The sequence below is a fragment of the Plantactinospora sp. B5E13 genome (genome assembly GCF_039871775.1).
Taxonomy (GTDB): domain Bacteria; phylum Actinomycetota; class Actinomycetes; order Mycobacteriales; family Micromonosporaceae; genus Plantactinospora.
Window position 1 is genome coordinate 65,910 of record NZ_JBDPLT010000004.1, and the last position, 15,743, is coordinate 81,652.

Sequence of the window (15,743 nt, forward strand, 5' to 3'; positions counted from 1 at the left end):
TATCGACCAGTGCTGGCCGGTCGGTTTCCCACCCGTGATCGTTGACGTGGCACCCTGGTTGCACGGCACACTGTCTCTACCACGTGTGACATCGGTCCCCCGGGGGCACACTGGGAAGGCCACACCCCACAAGGGTGTTGCACGATAGGTGAGCAATGACCGACGAGAGTGTTCATCGGTGACGACCGCAGGAGGAAGGCGATGACCCCGACCCTCACGCCGCCGCCCGAGACGGTGGCTCCCCCAGCCGCCGATGAACGGTGCGACCGCTGTAACGCTGCCGGCAAGCTCCGGATCACCCTCGCGGGTGGGAGCGAACTGGTGTTCTGTGGGCATCACGCGAACAAGTACGCCGAGGATCTGGTCAAGATCACGGTACGCTACGCGGTTGACCCGGAATTCAGCTGGCGTGGTGCCGATTTGATGGCGAACTGATCAATCCAGGGACATACGTGACCGGAGGTGCCCAGACCGGGCACCTCCGGTCGTCTCTTCCCCTGGATCGGCTCCCCGTCCGGCAACCACCATCCAGCGGCGGCGTTCCACACGACGCACCGTTCATCAGCAGCAACGATCACGACAAGCACCGTTCAGCCCGGCGCGTCCCGAAACGAACCGTTCAGCCCGTGCGCCGGAAACGGAGCCAACCACTCCGCCCGTACCGCCACCGCGGCGGAATCTGATCCGGACGACCCGGATCCACCCGAGTCCCCTAGAGGCTCTGCACGGTGGCGATCCGCTCCTCGAGCTGTTCGATGGTCGCCTGGGCGCTCGGCGGCCCCCCGCACCGTCGGCGCAACTCCGCGTGGATCTTCCCGTGCGGTAGTCCCGTACGGTGGTGGTGCGCGGCGACCAGGGCGTTGAGCTGACGGCGCAGCGTGACCCGACGTTCCGCCGCGCTGAGTGGCCGGGCGGCCGGCTGCGGGGCCGGGGCCGGCTCACCGGTCTGCCGGCGACGCCGCTGGGCGGCCAACTGCTCCGCCTGCCGCTTGTTCAGCAGGGTGGCGACCTGGTCTGCGGTGAGCAGGCCGGGCAGACCCAGATACTCCTCCTCCTCCGGAGTGCCCGCCTGGGCGGCGGTACCGAAGGACGCACCGTCGAAGATCACCTGATCGAGTTCGGCGGTCGCGGAGAGCGCCTCGAACCGCTTCTCCAGTTCCCCACTCGCCTGCTCGGTACGCTGCGCCCGTTCCAGCAGGTCGTCGTCGAACCCCTCGCGCTGTTTCGGCGCCCCCAGTACGTGGTCCCGCTCGGCCTCCATCTCGCTGGCCAGCCCGAGCAGGTGCGGCACGCTGGGCAGGAAGACCGAGGCGGTCTCCCCCGGCCGGCGGGCCCGGACGAACCGGCCGATCGCCTGGGCGAAGAAGAGCGGGGTGGAGGCGCTGGTCGCGTAGACCCCGACGGCGAGCCGGGGGATGTCGACCCCCTCGGACACCATCCGCACCGCGACCATCCAACGCTGCTCGGAGGCGGAGAAGGCCGCGATCCGGTCCGAGGCGCCCTGGTCGTCGGAGAGGACCACCACCGCCTTCTCGCCGGTCACCCGCTCGATCAGCCGGGCGTACGACCGGGCGGCCTGCTGGTCGGTGGCGATCACCAGCCCGGCCGCGTCGGTCATCCCGCCGGCGCGCAGCACCTGCAGCCGGGCGTCCGCGGCCCGCAGCACCTGCGGCATCCAGTCACCCGCCGGGTCGAGCGCGGTACGCCACGCCTGGGCGATCAGGTCCTGGGTCATCGGTTCGCCCAGCCGGGCGGCGAGTTCGTCCCCGGCACTGGTCCGCCATCGGGTCTCCCCGGAGTAGGCGAGGAAGATCACCGGCCGGACGACACCGTCGCCGAGCGCGTCGGAGTAGCCGTACACCGAGTCGGCCCGGGACCGCAGCAGTCCCTCGGTGCCCCGCTCGTACGTCACGAACGGGATCGGGTTGTCGTCGGACCGGAACGGCGTACCGGTGAGCATCAGGCGTCGTACGGCGGGCTCGAAGGCCGCCTTGACACCGTCGCCCCAGGAACGGGAGTCTCCGGCGTGGTGGATCTCGTCCAGGATCACCAGGGTCCGACGGGTCATCGTCCGTCGACGGTGCACCTGCGGCGCCATGCCGACCTGGGCGTACGTGACCACCGCCCCGTGGAAGTCCGCCGACGAGTGCAGGTCGGCGTTGCGGAACGCCGCGTCGAGCTGGATGCCGATCCGGGCGGCCGCCTGGGCCCACTGGGTCTTCAGGTGCTCGGTCGGGGCGACCACGGTCACCGCCTCGACGGTGCCGTCGGCGAGCAGTTCTGCGGCGATGCGCAGCGCGAAGGTGGTCTTACCGGCGCCGGGTGTCGCCACCGCCAGGAAGTCCTCGGAGCGGCGTCGCAGATATTCCACCAACGCCTTGCGCTGCCATGCGCGCAGCGCCGGGAACGACTCGATGGTCGGCAGCCGGGCTCCCACGCAGCACACTCCCCTCCGACGACGGAAATCCGACCCCCACACGGAAACGCCTCCGCGGCCGGTACGCGCGCGAAGGCCGTATCAGCATAACCAGCCGGCACCCCGTGACCCAGGCGACACCAACGGCACACCGGTCACCGCGGCGACCGGCCGCTCCGGTCCGCGGCGACCGGAGCGGACCAGCGGCGACGCAGCGCCACCAGCCGGACCACAAAAATCATCACGGCGGCGGTGACCAGCGGCCCGGGACCGGCCAGGCCGGTCCGGTCCAGCAGCACCACGACCACCGCGCCGGCCAGGGCCGCCACCGCGTAGATCTCCCGGCGCAGCACCACCGGGATCTCCCCGGTGAGCAGGTCCCGGCCGAGACCACCGCCGATCCCGGTGATCATGCCGACCAGGCAGGCGCCGACCGCCGGCACGCCGACGGTGAGCGCGGCCAGGGTACCGGTGACGGTGAAGAGGGCCAGTCCGGCCGCGTCGAGCACCAGGACCGCGGCCCGCAGCCGGTTGAACTGCGGGTGGAGCCAGAAGACGGCGACGGAGCTGACCGCCGCGGTCGCCGCGTACCGCCAGTCGGCGAAGGCCAGCGGCGGGGTCTCGCCGATCACCAGGTCGCGCAGGATCCCACCGCCCAGGGCGGCGACAAAGCCGACGAGGGTCACCCCGAAGAGATCGAGCCGCTTGGCCACCGCCGCCGACGCGCCGGAGGCGGCGAAGACGGTGACGCCGAGCAGGTCGGCGAGGAGCAGGGCGGTCGAGGCGGTCACCGGATGGAGGCTACGACGTACCCGTCACGACGGCCACCGGGACGACTCCCGGCGACCGGTCCGGCCGGACGCCCCGGCCACGGACCGCCGCCGTCCGCCCCCGCGCCGGGCCGGGTCGCCCCGACCCGGACCACGGTGTGGGGCGGGAACTACTGCTGCGGATCCGGCTTCGGGTCGAAGAACCGGTTGTTGTCCTCGAAGATCTCCTTGCACTCCGGGCAGACCGGAAAGCGACTCGGATCACGCGACGGAACCCACACCTTGCCGCAGAGCGCCTTGACCGGTGTGCCGAGCACGAGAGCCTCGGTCAGCTTGTCCTTGGCGGTGTAGTGCGCGAAACGCTCGTGGTCGCCGTGCTCGAGCGGACGCTCGACGGGCCGTTCGAGGATGCTGCCACTGCTCTGGGGGGCGACGGGTGTACTCACCCGTCCAGTCTTGCAGGTCACCGCCGCACGGTCCACCGGAAGAGGCGCCCGCCGGGGCCGCGCGTACGGTAGGCGACCGTGAACGACTTCCAGATCCGGTACGGCGCCGAGGTCGCCGAGGCACTGCGGGCGGGCCGCCCGGTTGTCGCCTGTGAGAGCACCATCGTCTCGCACGGGCTGCCCCGCCCGGACAACCTGCGGGTGGCCCGGGAGATCGAACAGGCGGTACGGGACAACGGCGCGGTGCCGGCGACCATCGGCATGGTCGCCGGTGAGCTGGTCGTCGGCCTCGACGACGCCCAGTTGACCCGGCTGGCCAGCACGGACGGGGTGGCGAAGCTCTCCGTCCGGGACCTGGCGGTGGCCGCCGCGGCCGGCGTGGACGGGGCCACCACGGTCGCCGCGACCAGCGCGGTGGCCGCCGCCGCCGGCATCCGGGTCTTCGCCACCGGCGGACTCGGCGGAGTGCACCGGGAGGCGGCCCAGACCTTCGACGAGTCGGCCGACCTGACCACCCTCTCCCGCACTCCGATCGCGGTGGTCTGCGCCGGGGTGAAGTCGATCCTCGACGTCGGCGCGACCCTGGAACGCCTGGAGACCCTGGGCGTCGCGGTGGTCGGCTACCGCACCCGGCGCTTCCCCGGTTTTTTCGTCACCGACGGCGGGTTCGACCTCGACTGGGCGGTGGAGTCACCGGAGCAGATCGCCGCCGTGCTGGCGGCCCGGACAGCGCACGGGGTGCAGCCGGCCGCCCTGGTGGTGGCGAACCCGCTCCCCGCCGACGAGCAACTGGACCCGGCGCTGCACGACCGGACCCTGGCCGCCGGGCTGGCCCGGCTCGCCGCCGACGGAATCACCGGCAAGGCGGTGACGCCGTTCCTGCTGGCACACTTCCACTCCGCCACCGAGGGCGCGAGCCTGGCGGTGAACGTGAGGATCATCCTGCGTAACGCGGCCCTCGCGGCGCGGATCGCGGTCGCGGCCGCCGCCCGGGCATGACCTCCCCGGCCCGGCGGCACCGGACCACCTCGCCGCGGATCGTGGTGGTGGGCGACATCGTCACCGACGTGGTGGCGGTGCTCGCCGACCCGCTGGCGCCGGGCTCGGACACCCCGGCGGGGATCCGGTTCACCGGCGGCGGACAGGCCGCCAACACCGCCGCCTGGCTGGCCTGGCGGGGCCACCCGGTAACCCTGGTCGGTGCGGTGGGCGCCGACCGGGAGGGCGAGGCCCGGCTCGCCGAGCTGACCCGGCTGGGCGTGCACTGCCTGGTGCGGCGCTGCCCGGACACCCCGACCGGCACCGTGATCGTGCTCACCCACGACGGGGAGCGGACCATGGTGACCGAGCGGGGTGCCAACCTCCGGCTGACCCCCGACGACGTGACGGCGGCGTTGGCCGAGGCGGCCGACGCGGGGCATCTGCACCTGTCGGCGTACCCGTTGCTGGACGCCGGGTCGCGCGGGGCCGGGCTGCGCGCGCTGGTCGCGGCGCGCGCACGTGGGCTCACCACCAGCGTCGACGCCGCCTCTGCGGCACCGTTGCGCCAGGTCGGTGCGGCGACCTTCCTGACCTGGGTACGCGGCGCCGACCTGCTGCTCGCCAACGCGGACGAGGCGGCTGTGCTGACCGGCCCCGGCTCGCCGGCCGCCCGGGCCCGCTCCCTGACCGGAGCGGTACGGCACGCGGTGGTGAAGAGCGGCGCCGCCGGTTCGGTCTGGGCCGAACGGCACGGGGTGGTGGTCGAGTCGGCGGCCCGTCGGGTGCCGGTCCGGGACGTGACCGGGGCCGGGGACGCCTTCGCCGCCGGCCTGCTGTCGGCCTGGGTGGCCGGGGCGGGCCCGGCCGAGGCGCTGCGGCACGCCGCCGAACTGGGCGCGGTGGCGGTCTCGGTGGTCGGCGCCCGTCCGGTGCCGACCGCGACCGGCGGGCGCTGAGCACCGGCGGGCTGTGAACCGTCGGTCAGCCGGCCTCGCGGCGGGCTGCGGCGATCAGCCGGTCGAACGTCTCCACCAGTACGGCGCGTCGGGCCGCCTGATGCTCGGCCGACGACACCAGTTCGTCGATGTAGCCGTCCCAGACCTCCAGGTACCGCTGCTTCCATCCGGTCGCGACCTCGGGGGACGGCAGCATGACGCCCACGTACTGCCGTTCGGCGAGCTGGTACAGGAGTTCGGCGTTGCACGGCACCGCCACGCCCCAGTACTCGTCCGGCTCGATCTTGCCCGGGTCTCCCGACATCGCCTCGGTGATCTCCGTCAGCAGACGGTCGGTGATCATCGAGAGGTGGTCCGCCGCGGTGTCGTTGTCGAAGTTCCCGTTACCCCAGTTGCCCACGATCGCTCCCCCACACCGCTCCCGGTCCCGTCCCGGGCCGGAACGGCCAGCCGACGGTATCGATCATCGATCGGTGAGGCTACCCGTCGCCCGGAGTGCCGGCCCGGCCCGGCATCGCGGTCGGCGGACGGCGGTCGGCCCGGTGCGGATATCCCGGCGGCGCTGTCGGCGGCGGGTCAGGGCTCGGCGTCGATGATCCGGTGCGGACGTTCCTCGGCGGCGAGCGCCCGGGGTGGGGTCTCGTCGGTGTGCCGACGACGTAGCCGGGTGGCCAGCCGGTGCTGTTCCTTCGGCGGCCGGTCGTTGGCGAGCAGCACCGCCAGCCAGGGGATCAGGACCATGCCGAGCGCGCAGAGCGGCAGCCAGAGCCAGAGCATCGGTGCCTTGGCGATGACCAGGACGGCACCGACGACGATGCAGACCGCCCGGATGGCCATCATCACGATGTACCGACGCTGACGGCTCCGCAGCTGGTCGTCCTGGCTACGCGAGGCGTCGGTGATCAGGATCGGCTGGTACGCCTGACGCTTCACCGCGGTCCTCCCCGGGGTTGCTGGGCACCCGTCCGTGGAGGCGGTTCCGTCCCCGGATGCCACGACCCATCCTCGCACTCCGTCGGGGTACGGCGACGGGCAGCCGCTGACCCCGGCATCGCGTGTTACGTACGTGGTACGCTCCCCCCGTGGGCAGCAGGTTCAGCTTCACCGACGAGGCGTTGGGAAACCTGAGGGTCCACGACGTCACCCCCGGCGAGGTGTGGGAGGCGTTGCACAGCACGCGCCGGGTCATCCGGCACCTCGGCGACGACGTGATGGTCGTCTACGCGACCGCACGGCGCGGGCGACGGCTGGCGATCCTGCTCGCCGAAGCCGATCAGATCGACAACGACTGGGACATCCTCTCCGCGCGCGACCTCACCGACATCGAGTCCAAGCGCTACGAGGAGACGATCCAGCGGCGGCGAGCATGAGTCCGCCGAGGCCGGACGGGTACGCCACGGCCCACCAGGTCCAGGTCCCCGCACCGGGCACGAGGATGACGAGGAGGCGCTGATCATGAATCGACACGACGCGACGAAGCGGTTCCACTCCGGCGACGAGCAGGTCGCGGATCTGCTCGACGGCGCGCCACCGGTCGAGCTGCCCACCCCGGACACGGACGTCCCGATGGTCAGCCGGTCGGTACGACTGCCGCTGGACACCTACGAACGGGTACGCGCGGCGGCCGACGCCCGGGGCATCGGGGTCACCACCCTGATGCGGCAGTGGATCGAGGCGGGGCTGGCCGACCTCGACGACTCCGCGACCGTCTCGCTCGCCGACGTACGCCGTGCGCTGGCCGCACTCGCCGCCCACCCGCACGCCGCCTGAGCCGTCACACCCGCCGGACGGCCCGGTGTTGCTGATCCGGTGTTGCTGATCCGGTGTCGCCCGCGTCGCCACCGGGCCGCCCCGCCCTCGACCCGGTCACCGCTGACCCACGTCGCCACCGGGCCGCCGAGGCGCGTTGTCAGCTGGCCGAGGCGGCCTTGGCGGCGGCTTTCACCTGCTGCTTGTGCTCGCGTACCCGGACCAACGACGCCTCGTCGGTGACGTCCGCGACCGAGTGGAAGATTCCGTCGGCGCCGTACGTCCCAGCCGCCTCCCGCCAGCCGGGTGGCTGGACCCCGAACCGCTTGCCGAGCAGGGCGAGGAAGATCTGCGCCTTCTGCCGGCCGAACCCGGGCAGTCCGGTGAGCCGGCTGAGCAGCTCGGCGCCGGTCTCCGCCCCGGACCACAGCCGGGTCGGGTCGCCGTCGTACTGGTCGACGAGGGTTCGGCAGACCTCCTGCACCCGGGCCGCCATCGCCTTGGGGAACCGGTGCAGGGCGGGCCGCTCGGCGAAGATCGCGGTCAGCGCCTCCGGGTCGTAACCGGCGAGTTCGGCGGCGTCCGGTTCGTGCCCGAGCCGCCGCGTCAGCTCGTACGGGCCGGCGAAGGCCTTCTCCATCGAAACCTGTTGGTCGAGCACCATGCCGACCAGCAGCGCCAGCGGGTTACGCCGGAGCAGTTCGTTGGCCTCGGCGGCGATGGGCAGCGAGAGCGTCATGGCGACATGCTGTCACCACGGCCCCCGGGCGGCGACAGGACCCGCCCACCGGCGGTGACCTGCGGCACCCCGGGCGTGCGCCGTGACGACCGGTCAGCTGACCGGTCGACCGTCGTCGTGGTCGACGCCGGGACACGTGGTCGACGCCGGGACACGTGGTCGACGCCGGGACACGTGGTCGACGCCGGTCAGCCGCACCCCGGGCACGAGGCCGTCCGTCGGTGGCCCCCCGCAGGTAGCCTGGGAGCAGGGCCTCGCCCGGAAGAACAACGACACCCGACCCAGACCGCAGATCACCTCTCTCCGGAACGGAGCAGAAATGATCATCGCGACCACGCTCACCGCCCTGGCCGCCGTCGTGGCGGTCAGCCTGCTGGCCCTGCGCCGTCAACCCGCCGACCGGCAGCCCCTGTTCCGCCGGGCGGTACTGACGATCACCATCCTGGTCGCCATCGCGCTCCTGCCGTTGACCGTACGCGACTCCGGGTCGGCGGCGTCCTTCCTGCTCGGCGTACCGGTGCTCGCCGCCGCGATACCGGCGCTCGCCCAGCGCCTCGGCGTGCGGACGGGCTTCGTGGACCTCGGCGCGGCGGTCGTCATCGGCGGCTGGGGTCTGCTGCTCGCACTCGGCGGGCTCGGCATCGCCTTCCTGCCGTCCGCACTGCTGTCGCTGGTCGGCGCCACCCAGCATCCGGCGACCCGCCCGTCGTCCACCACCTGACCCGCCGGGCACGCCGGCTCGGTCCGGGAGATCCGCGGCACGACAACGGTCGATGTTGCCGGAGCCGGGCGCGCCGTGTTGGAATGGCTCATATCGCCGCAGTGCGGGGGCAACCACACTGGGAACGGCCACCACCGGGAGCAACCACCAGCGCCTGATCGGCACAGCCCTGCCCGTCGGCACCGCCCTGCCCATCGGCACCGCCGGCCGGTCGACACCGTCCATCCGTCGACAGGGTCCGGTGCGGGGTGACGGCCCCCGGCCTCCCTGGCGGCGAAGCACGCGACGGCACACCTCCGGGCACCAGCACCAGCCGGACGCGGATCCGAATCGGACCCGTCCGGACCGACGTTCTGACCAGACCGGCGAGGTGAGGCACGATCATGTTTTCCCGTAGCAGTTTCGCGGGGTGGTACCGCAACCGCTTCGTGTGGGTGGGGGTCATCCTGCTGGCGGCGTCCGCCACCGCGGTCGTACTGGTCAACACCGCCGGTTCGAAGGCCCGTCCGGCGGACCTGAAGGCCCAGCTCACCGCCCAGATACGCGGCGTACTCGAACAGGCCGACGCGTCCGCGCACCAGCACCAGCACCACACCGGGGCGGCCAACGCCCAGGCGGATGGCGAAAAGGCACCGGTGGTCTGCGGGATCAACGTGTACGGCTTCGAGCCGTCGACCGCCACCGTCCTCACCGACGTCAAGACGGTGTACGCCTTCCACCTGTGCGGGATCGCGGAGCAGAAGCGCCCGTGGGACTGGGCGGTCAAACTGGTCGGTCCAGTGATCATGGACATGTCGACCGACCCACCCGGCATCCAGGTCGTCGAGGCGACCGAGAACGTCCGGTTCGTCGACCGGCTCCGGGAGATGTTCCCCGACCCGTACGAGGCGCAGGCGCTCAAGGAGGCCCTCCCCGAGTCGGAGATGACGGACCTGCGGCGGCGGTACGACGCCGCGGCCGGGCTGTGACACCGCCGCGCCGCGACCCGGCACCCCGGGCCCACCCCGCCGGCGCCGGGTGGACAACCGGGGTACCCGGACCCGGCGGATAAACTCCGCACGGCTCCGGCGGCCGCCGGGGACCAGGACCGATGGTCGGGACCGGTACGACCCCGAGGTGGTCCGGCTCCGGCACAGCGCACCGGGTCGGCACCCTCCGGGGCGGTACGGCCGCGGCCGTACCCGAGTGGAGGCCAACGCGTGACAACGCCGAGCCGACCCGAGCTGGCCGAGCGACTCGACCTGGCGCCCCACCCGGAGGGTGGCTGGTTCCGGGAGACCTGGCGGTCGGCCCAGACCTTCACCCCGGCCGGCTACCCCGGGCCACGCAGCGCGGCCACCGCGATCTACTTCCTGCTGCATCCGGGCGAGCGGTCCCGCTGGCACGTGGTCCGCTCCGACGAGCTGTGGCTGTGGCACTCCGGCGGCCCGCTCCGGCTGCGCCTGGCAGGTGGGGCGGAAACACCCGACCCGCGACCGGACGAGGTCCTGCTCGGCACCGACCTGGCCGCCGGCGAGCAGCCGCAGGTGCTGATCCCGGGCGGCGTGTGGCAGGCCGCCGAACCCGCCGGCGACCAACCCGTGCTGGTCAGCTGCGTCGTCGCACCCGGCTTCGACTTCGCCGACTTCCGACTCGACTGACTGTGGGCGTCGCGGGGTCAGCGCCGGCCGGAGCGCGTCACGCCGGTCAACGCCAGCCCGAACGCGCCACCCGGAAGCCGACGTCGTCGATCCGGAACGTCGGGTGGCTGCGTCGCCGCACCGAGGCCCGGCAACTCCAGTGTTCGTCGAACCAGCCGCCACCGCGCAGCACCCGGTAGCTGCCGTACACCTCGGCGTCGTAGACGTCCCAGCACCAGTCCCAGGTGTTGCCGAGCATGTCGTACAGGCCCCAGTCGTTCGGGGCCCGGCCGGCCACCTCGTGAATCCGTCCGGCCGAGTTGTCGCGGTACCAGGCGATCTTGTCGAGCGGTCCGTACCGCGGCCCGGTGGTCCCGGCCCGGCAGGCGTGTTCCCACTCGGCCTCGGTCGGCAGCCGGTACCCGTCGGCGGACACCTCCCAGTCGGCACCGTCACCATCGGGGTGCGGGCGGCACGCGGGCGTCAGTCCGTCCCGTCGGGACAGCGCCTTGCAGAACCGGACCGCGTCCCCCCAGGAGACGGTCTCGACGGGTAGCCGGTCGCCCCGGACACTGCTCGGGCGTTCCCCGGTGAGGCGGGCGGTACGCGGGCATCAGTTCCGGTGACCGGTGCGGCGGCGATCCGGTACGGCGCGAGTGCGCCCGACCAACTGCGCCGGGTCCGGCGGTCCGACAGCGTCACCCGGCCGGCGGGGATCGGGACCAGGTCGGTCCCCGCGTCGGCGTCCGTCGCCGGATAGCTGCTCGTGTCCATCAGCAGGCGAGCCTACCGACGCCCCGCCCACGCACCGTGACCCGGTTCGCGACCGGCGCCCGAACCGGCAGCATGGGCAGCAACGACGGCCACTACTACTGGAGCGGTCGACTGCCCTCCGGCAAGAGCGGTCACCACATCATCTACTCCGTATGGACCCGCTCCGACAGCCAGGAGACCTTCTACGGCTGCTCCGACGTGACCTTCTGACCAGCCGTCGCTCGGCCCGGCCGAGCGGTCCCGGCGCGCGCGACGGACGCGACGGACCAACCTGGGCCGGCCGGAACCCGACACCGGGTCCCGGCCGGCCCGCCCGGAAACCGGCGCGAGGGACGTCCCCGACCCCGGGTACGCGCCATCACCGACCGATTCCCCGGGGGTTGCGGGCGAGACCACCGGCGGCGCCGGGCAGGATGGACGCCGTGGACGGAGACGACATGCTGCTGTCCCCCACTGGGGTGGACCAGCTCCGAGAGGCGCTCACCAGCGCCGGGTACACGTCGGGCGGGATCGCCGGCCGGCTCGGTGCACCGGCGACCAGCGCCCTGGCCCGCAACGACTTCCGGGCCGCTCTGCGGGCCACCGAGGACCGGGACCGGCTCGGCACGCTGATCCGGCTCTTCGTCTGCGGTCAGACCGAGCCGAAGGCGGCGGTACGCGCCGCACTCGGGCCGCTGCCGCTGGCCGACGCGCTCGCTGCCGGACTTGTCGAACCGTCCGGTGACGGGCTGCGACAGGGCGTCGACCTGGAGCCGTACGGCGACTCCTGGTGGGTGCTGTCCGACGTGCCGGCGAGCGCCCGGCCCGGCCAGCCGCTGGCGCCGGACCACGTCCTGGGAGTCGGCGGGGCGACCACCACCCTGGTGGGTGCGACGATCCGACGTCCCGTCGGCACCGCCCTGGACCTCGGCACCGGCAGCGGCGTCCAGGCCCTGCACCTGACCACCCACGCCAGCTCGGTCACCGCGACGGACGTCTCCGAACGCTCGCTGCGTTTCGCCGCGACCACCGCGGCGCTGAACGGACAGCGGTGGGAACTGCTCCGGGGCGACCTGGTCGCGCCGGTGGCCGGCCGCCGGTTCGACCTGGTGGTGAGCAACCCGCCGTTCGTGGTCGGCCCCGGTACGACGACCCACAGCTACCGGGACTCGGGACGGGTCGGCGACGGTGTGGCGGCGGAACTGGCCGCCGCCGCGCCGAACCTGCTCACCGAGGGTGGCACCATGCAGTACCTGGCCAACTGGCTGCACGTGACCGGTGAGGACTGGGGCGAGCGGGTGGCGGGCTGGTTCGCCGGTACCGGCCTGGACGCCTGGGTCATCCAGCGCGAGGTCGCCGACCCGATGGCGTACGTCAACCTGTGGCTCTCCGACGCGAGCGAGACCGCCGACCCGCACCGGGCGGCCGCCTGGCTGGACTGGTTCGACGCGCAGAAGGTGGAGGCGGTCGGGTTCGGGCTGGTCAGCCTGCGCCGGGCCGGACACGACGACCCGGTGGTCCGGGTCGAGGACCTGCGCCAGCAGGTGGAGCCGCCGTTGGGCGACCAGATCGCCGGCTGGTTCGACCGGCAGGACTGGCTGCGCGCCCAGGACGACACGACGCTGCTGGGCACCCGGTTCCGGGCGGCGGACGGGCTGCAGCTGCGCCAGGAGGCGACGATGGGCGACGACGACTGGGTGGTGGACCGGCAGGTGCTCGCCATGTCGCACGGGTTGCGCTGGACCGAGGAGATCGACCCGCTGGTGCTCGCCCTGGTCGGTGGCGCCAACGGTCAGGTGCCGCTGCGTGATCAGCTCGCGGTGCTGGCGCTCGCGCACGACGTACCGGCCGAGGATCTCGCCGACGTGGCCGCACCGATCATCGGACACCTCGTCGAGCGGGGCTTCCTGGCACCCGTGGCAGACTGACCGCCGTGCGTGCGGTGGTGCAGACGGTCAGCCGGGGCAGGGTGACGGTGGACGGTGCGGTGGTCGGGGAGATCTCCGACGGCCTGCTGGTGCTGCTCGGGGTGACCCATTCCGACAGCGTGGAAACCGCCGCGACGATGGCCCGGAAGGTGCACGAGCTGCGAGTCCTGGACGACGACCGGTCGGCCGCGGAGACCGGGGCACCGATCCTGCTGGTCAGCCAGTTCACCCTGTACGGGGACGCCCGCAAGGGGCGGCGACCGAGCTGGACCGCGGCGGCCCCGGCCGAGGTGGCCGAGCCGTTGGTGACCGCGGTCGTCGAGGCGCTACGTGCCCGGGGCGCCACCGTGGAGACCGGCCGGTTCCGGGCCCAGATGTTGGTCGAGAGCGTGAACGTCGGTCCCCGTACGGTGCTGCTCGATCTCTGACCTCCGGTGCGTCCGTCCGCCGGCCGGGTTCGCCGGCCGGGTTCGCCGGCCGGGTTCGCCGGCCGACGGACGCACCGCGCAGTGGAACAGGCCGCTCAGTGGAACAGGCCGCGCTTGCGCAGGGACTGCCGCAGCCAGCCGTCGAGTTCGGTCGCCCAGTCGGTCCGGTCCACCAGCGCGTAGTCGACGCTGAACCGGCCGAACGCGTCGCGTCCCTCGGTGAACAGGCCGCCCCGCTTGTCGATCTCCAACACGATCTGCAGCTCCTGCGGGGTGGCGACGAAGGTCAGCTCCAACTGGTTGATCGCCCCGGCGTACTGCGGGCCGGGATAGAACTCGATCTCCTGGTAGAACGGCAGCGTCTGGCGTACGCCGTAGATGTGCCCGCGTTCGACGTCGGCCCGGCTGAACCGGAAGCCGAGCCGGAGCAGGGCCGCGATGATCTGTTCCTGGGCCGGGAGCGGATAGACCGCCACCGGGTCGAGGTCCCCCTTGTCCACCGCCCGGGCCACCTCGAGTTCGGTCCGCAGGCCCATCGTCATGCCGTGCAGATGCTGGCCGGCGACCTCGGTGATCGGGGTCTCCCACGGCACCTCGAAGCGGAACGGGATGTCCCGGCGTTCGCCGGCGTCGAGTCGGAACGCACCGACCGCCTGTTTGCGGTGGAACTCCTGGGTGGTGTCGTACTCGGCGTCGCCGCCCTCCACCTCGACCCGGGTGACCAGGCCCAGTGAGACGTAGGAGATGTCGACCGGGTGGTCGCCGCCGGCGACGTGGATCTGGCCCTCGAGATATCCGCCCGGCCGGCAGTTGGGGTTGGCCAGCACCGTCTCCACCGACGGGCCGCCGACCCCCAGCGCCTGCATCAACCGCTTGAAGACCATCGTCTCCTCCGTCCATGGTCCGTCGTCCGCGCTCCGGACGCCCGTCCCAGCTTCGGCGTCCGCCCGACCGCTGGCACGTTAGCGTCAGCTGGCAAGCCTGGGCCGGGCCGGCGTCAGCCGCCGGTCGCGACAAAAGCTGAGACTTCCGGCAAATCGTCGCTCGCCAACTCCCGGATTCATGCCATCCGGACGATCTCCTCACCTCGGCTTCACGCCCTACCCGCCAAGCTAGGTGTCACCAGCGCGGTTGTCCGCTGGGACGCGCCACTTTGTCGAAGCGGGGAGGCGACAGATGATGGTCATGCGCAACAACGGCAGCGAGCTTCACCCGGCCGGCGCGGCCGGATCCGATAAAGAGTCGGCCCACGAGGGTGTCGCCGGCCAGCCCTTGGTCGACCTCGACGCCACCGACGAGCGCGGCGCCTCCGCCGACCTGGTCCGGGCGTACCTCAACGGGATCGGCCGGACCAAACTGCTCACCGCCGTCGAGGAGGTGGAGCTGGCCCGGCGCATCGAGGCTGGACTGTACGCCGAGGAGAAGCTGGTCGCCGAGCAGCCGCTGACCGCCGACCTGCGTGCCGACCTGGCGACGATCGCGGCGCAGGGCCGGGCCGCCAAGAACCACCTGCTGGAGGCGAACCTGCGGCTGGTGGTCAGCATCGCCAAGCGGTACACCGGGCGGGGCATGGCCTTCCTCGACCTGATCCAGGAGGGCAACCTCGGCCTGATCCGCGCGGTCGAGAAGTTCGACTACACCAAGGGCTACAAGTTCTCCACCTACGCCACCTGGTGGATCCGCCAGGCGATCACCCGGGCCATGGCCGACCAGGCCCGCACCATCCGCATCCCGGTGCACATGGTCGAGCAGGTCAACCGGATGGTCCGGACCCGCCGTGACCTGGCCACCACGCTCGGCCGGGAACCCACCGTCGCCGAGGTCGCCGCCGCGCTGGGCGTGCCGGAGTTCCAGGTGATCGAACTGATCTCGTACGACCGCGAGCCGGTGAGCCTGGACCAGGCGGTCGGTGAGGACGGCGAGAGCGCGCTCGGTGACTTCGTCGCCGCGGTCGACCCGCGCGACGAACCCGGCGACGCGGTCTCCCAGGGGCAGCTCCGCAACGAGGTGGAGATCGTGCTGGCCACCCTCTCCCACCGTGAGCAGGCGGTGATCCGGCTCCGGTTCGGTCTCGACGACGGCCGGCAGCGCACCCTCGACGAGGTGGGCCGGGAGTTCGGGCTCTCCCGGGAACGGATCCGTCAGATCGAAAAGGTAACGCTGCTCAAGCTGCGTCACCCGTCCCGGGCGGAACGCCTGGAGGCCTACGCGGGCTGACCCGGCCCACAAACCGTCCG

The 15,743-nt window shown here is 72.4% G+C and carries 18 protein-coding genes and 2 pseudogenes; 12 read left to right on the forward strand and 8 right to left on the reverse strand.

Annotated elements, in window-relative coordinates:
• The first annotated feature begins 201 nt into the window (after positions 1–201).
• Positions 202–435: a hypothetical protein gene (locus tag ABGB05_RS05470; RefSeq protein WP_101371992.1), complete on the forward strand. Its 234-nt coding sequence runs from the start codon at positions 202–204 to the stop codon at positions 433–435.
• Positions 436–712: 277 nt separating this feature from the next.
• On the opposite strand, the gene ABGB05_RS05475 is transcribed toward ABGB05_RS05470, so the two are convergent.
• The 3 genes from ABGB05_RS05475 to ABGB05_RS05485 all read right to left on the reverse strand — a co-directional run bounded on the left by ABGB05_RS05475 (position 713) and on the right by ABGB05_RS05485 (position 3,632).
• A complete protein-coding gene (locus tag ABGB05_RS05475; protein WP_347652039.1) occupies positions 713–2,437 on the reverse strand; it encodes a DEAD/DEAH box helicase in 1,725 nt (574 codons plus the stop codon).
• 134 nt (positions 2,438–2,571) lie between these two features.
• Positions 2,572–3,207, reverse strand: a complete 636-nt coding sequence (locus tag ABGB05_RS05480; protein ID WP_347652040.1) for a TRIC cation channel family protein — start codon at positions 3,205–3,207, stop codon at positions 2,572–2,574.
• A 149-nt stretch (positions 3,208–3,356) separates the two neighbouring features.
• Complete coding sequence (locus ABGB05_RS05485) at positions 3,357–3,632, reverse strand: DUF3039 domain-containing protein (RefSeq protein WP_347652041.1); 276 nt, start codon at positions 3,630–3,632, stop codon at positions 3,357–3,359.
• A 78-nt stretch (positions 3,633–3,710) separates the two neighbouring features.
• On the opposite strand from ABGB05_RS05485, the gene ABGB05_RS05490 reads away from it, so the two are divergent.
• Positions 3,711–4,631, forward strand: a complete 921-nt coding sequence (locus ABGB05_RS05490) for a pseudouridine-5'-phosphate glycosidase (protein ID WP_347652042.1) — start codon at positions 3,711–3,713, stop codon at positions 4,629–4,631.
• Entirely contained in the window at positions 4,628–5,569 is a 942-nt protein-coding gene (locus tag ABGB05_RS05495) for a sugar kinase (RefSeq protein WP_347652043.1), read from the forward strand. The genes ABGB05_RS05490 and ABGB05_RS05495 overlap by 4 nt, the downstream gene beginning before the upstream one ends.
• Before the next feature lie 25 nt (positions 5,570–5,594).
• On the opposite strand, the gene ABGB05_RS05500 is transcribed toward ABGB05_RS05495, so the two are convergent.
• Positions 5,595–5,969, reverse strand: a complete 375-nt coding sequence (locus tag ABGB05_RS05500) for a DUF4259 domain-containing protein (protein ID WP_347652044.1) — start codon at positions 5,967–5,969, stop codon at positions 5,595–5,597.
• A gap of 176 nt (positions 5,970–6,145) precedes the next feature.
• Positions 6,146–6,502 (reverse strand): DUF3099 domain-containing protein, encoded by a 357-nt coding sequence (locus ABGB05_RS05505; RefSeq protein WP_347652045.1) that lies wholly within the window; start codon positions 6,500–6,502, stop codon positions 6,146–6,148.
• A gap of 149 nt (positions 6,503–6,651) precedes the next feature.
• On the opposite strand from ABGB05_RS05505, the gene ABGB05_RS05510 reads away from it, so the two are divergent.
• Positions 6,652–6,939: a hypothetical protein gene (locus ABGB05_RS05510; protein ID WP_347652046.1), complete on the forward strand. Its 288-nt coding sequence runs from the start codon at positions 6,652–6,654 to the stop codon at positions 6,937–6,939.
• Between the two features lie 85 nt (positions 6,940–7,024).
• Positions 7,025–7,339, forward strand: a complete 315-nt coding sequence (locus ABGB05_RS05515) for a hypothetical protein (RefSeq protein ID WP_347652047.1) — start codon at positions 7,025–7,027, stop codon at positions 7,337–7,339.
• Between the two features lie 139 nt (positions 7,340–7,478).
• Here ABGB05_RS05515 and ABGB05_RS05520 read toward each other — a convergent pair whose 3' ends face one another.
• Positions 7,479–8,057 (reverse strand): HhH-GPD-type base excision DNA repair protein, encoded by a 579-nt coding sequence (locus ABGB05_RS05520; RefSeq protein WP_347652049.1) that lies wholly within the window; start codon positions 8,055–8,057, stop codon positions 7,479–7,481.
• A 319-nt stretch (positions 8,058–8,376) separates the two neighbouring features.
• On the opposite strand from ABGB05_RS05520, the gene ABGB05_RS05525 reads away from it, so the two are divergent.
• The 3 genes from ABGB05_RS05525 (at position 8,377) to ABGB05_RS05535 (ending at position 10,418) form a co-directional block, all read left to right on the forward strand.
• Positions 8,377–8,778: a hypothetical protein gene (locus ABGB05_RS05525; RefSeq protein WP_347652050.1), complete on the forward strand. Its 402-nt coding sequence runs from the start codon at positions 8,377–8,379 to the stop codon at positions 8,776–8,778.
• Positions 8,779–9,161: 383 nt separating this feature from the next.
• Positions 9,162–9,746 (forward strand): hypothetical protein, encoded by a 585-nt coding sequence (locus tag ABGB05_RS05530; protein WP_347652051.1) that lies wholly within the window; start codon positions 9,162–9,164, stop codon positions 9,744–9,746.
• Between the two features lie 231 nt (positions 9,747–9,977).
• Positions 9,978–10,418 carry a cupin domain-containing protein gene (locus tag ABGB05_RS05535; protein ID WP_347652052.1) on the forward strand — a complete coding sequence of 147 codons (441 nt, stop codon included), beginning with the start codon at positions 9,978–9,980 and terminating at the stop codon, positions 10,416–10,418.
• 46 nt (positions 10,419–10,464) lie between these two features.
• On the opposite strand, the pseudogene ABGB05_RS05540 reads toward ABGB05_RS05535, so the two are convergent.
• Positions 10,465–11,171, reverse strand: a pseudogene (locus tag ABGB05_RS05540) (SUMF1/EgtB/PvdO family nonheme iron enzyme).
• Positions 11,172–11,207: 36 nt separating this feature from the next.
• Here ABGB05_RS05540 and ABGB05_RS05545 point away from each other — a divergent pair.
• The 3 genes and pseudogenes from ABGB05_RS05545 to dtd form a co-directional block, all read left to right on the forward strand.
• Positions 11,208–11,378 (forward strand): annotated as a pseudogene (locus ABGB05_RS05545) (lytic polysaccharide monooxygenase); the annotation flags it as partial.
• A gap of 215 nt (positions 11,379–11,593) precedes the next feature.
• Positions 11,594–13,078 carry a methyltransferase gene (locus tag ABGB05_RS05550; RefSeq protein WP_347652053.1) on the forward strand — a complete coding sequence of 495 codons (1,485 nt, stop codon included), beginning with the start codon at positions 11,594–11,596 and terminating at the stop codon, positions 13,076–13,078.
• Between the two features lie 5 nt (positions 13,079–13,083).
• Positions 13,084–13,506, forward strand: coding sequence for a D-aminoacyl-tRNA deacylase (gene dtd, locus ABGB05_RS05555; RefSeq protein WP_347652055.1), 423 nt, complete (start codon positions 13,084–13,086; stop codon positions 13,504–13,506).
• A gap of 95 nt (positions 13,507–13,601) precedes the next feature.
• On the opposite strand, the gene ABGB05_RS05560 is transcribed toward dtd, so the two are convergent.
• The gene (locus ABGB05_RS05560) at positions 13,602–14,390 is read right to left on the reverse strand and encodes a sporulation protein (protein WP_347652056.1); all 789 of its coding nucleotides are present in this window, start codon (positions 14,388–14,390) and stop codon (positions 13,602–13,604) included.
• Positions 14,391–14,682: 292 nt separating this feature from the next.
• Here ABGB05_RS05560 and sigB point away from each other — a divergent pair, with 292 nt between their 5' ends.
• The gene (gene sigB / locus ABGB05_RS05565) at positions 14,683–15,723 is read left to right on the forward strand and encodes an RNA polymerase sigma factor SigB (protein ID WP_347652057.1); all 1,041 of its coding nucleotides are present in this window, start codon (positions 14,683–14,685) and stop codon (positions 15,721–15,723) included.
• Positions 15,724–15,743 lie beyond the last annotated feature (20 nt).

What these genes read in the sequence shown, in the direction of transcription:
- ABGB05_RS05520 (WP_347652049.1), bottom strand. Translation starts at nt 8,057, where the DNA reads ATGACGCTCTCGCTGCCCATCGCCGCCGAGGCCAACGAACTGCTCCGG.
- sigB (WP_347652057.1), top strand. Translation starts at nt 14,683, where the DNA reads ATGATGGTCATGCGCAACAACGGCAGCGAGCTTCACCCGGCCGGCGCG.
- ABGB05_RS05530 (WP_347652051.1), top strand. Translation starts at nt 9,162, where the DNA reads ATGTTTTCCCGTAGCAGTTTCGCGGGGTGGTACCGCAACCGCTTCGTG.
- ABGB05_RS05560 (WP_347652056.1), bottom strand. Translation starts at nt 14,390, where the DNA reads ATGGTCTTCAAGCGGTTGATGCAGGCGCTGGGGGTCGGCGGCCCGTCG.
- ABGB05_RS05525 (WP_347652050.1), top strand. Translation starts at nt 8,377, where the DNA reads ATGATCATCGCGACCACGCTCACCGCCCTGGCCGCCGTCGTGGCGGTC.
- ABGB05_RS05515 (WP_347652047.1), top strand. Translation starts at nt 7,025, where the DNA reads ATGAATCGACACGACGCGACGAAGCGGTTCCACTCCGGCGACGAGCAG.
- ABGB05_RS05495 (WP_347652043.1), top strand. Translation starts at nt 4,628, where the DNA reads ATGACCTCCCCGGCCCGGCGGCACCGGACCACCTCGCCGCGGATCGTG.
- ABGB05_RS05470 (WP_101371992.1), top strand. Translation starts at nt 202, where the DNA reads ATGACCCCGACCCTCACGCCGCCGCCCGAGACGGTGGCTCCCCCAGCC.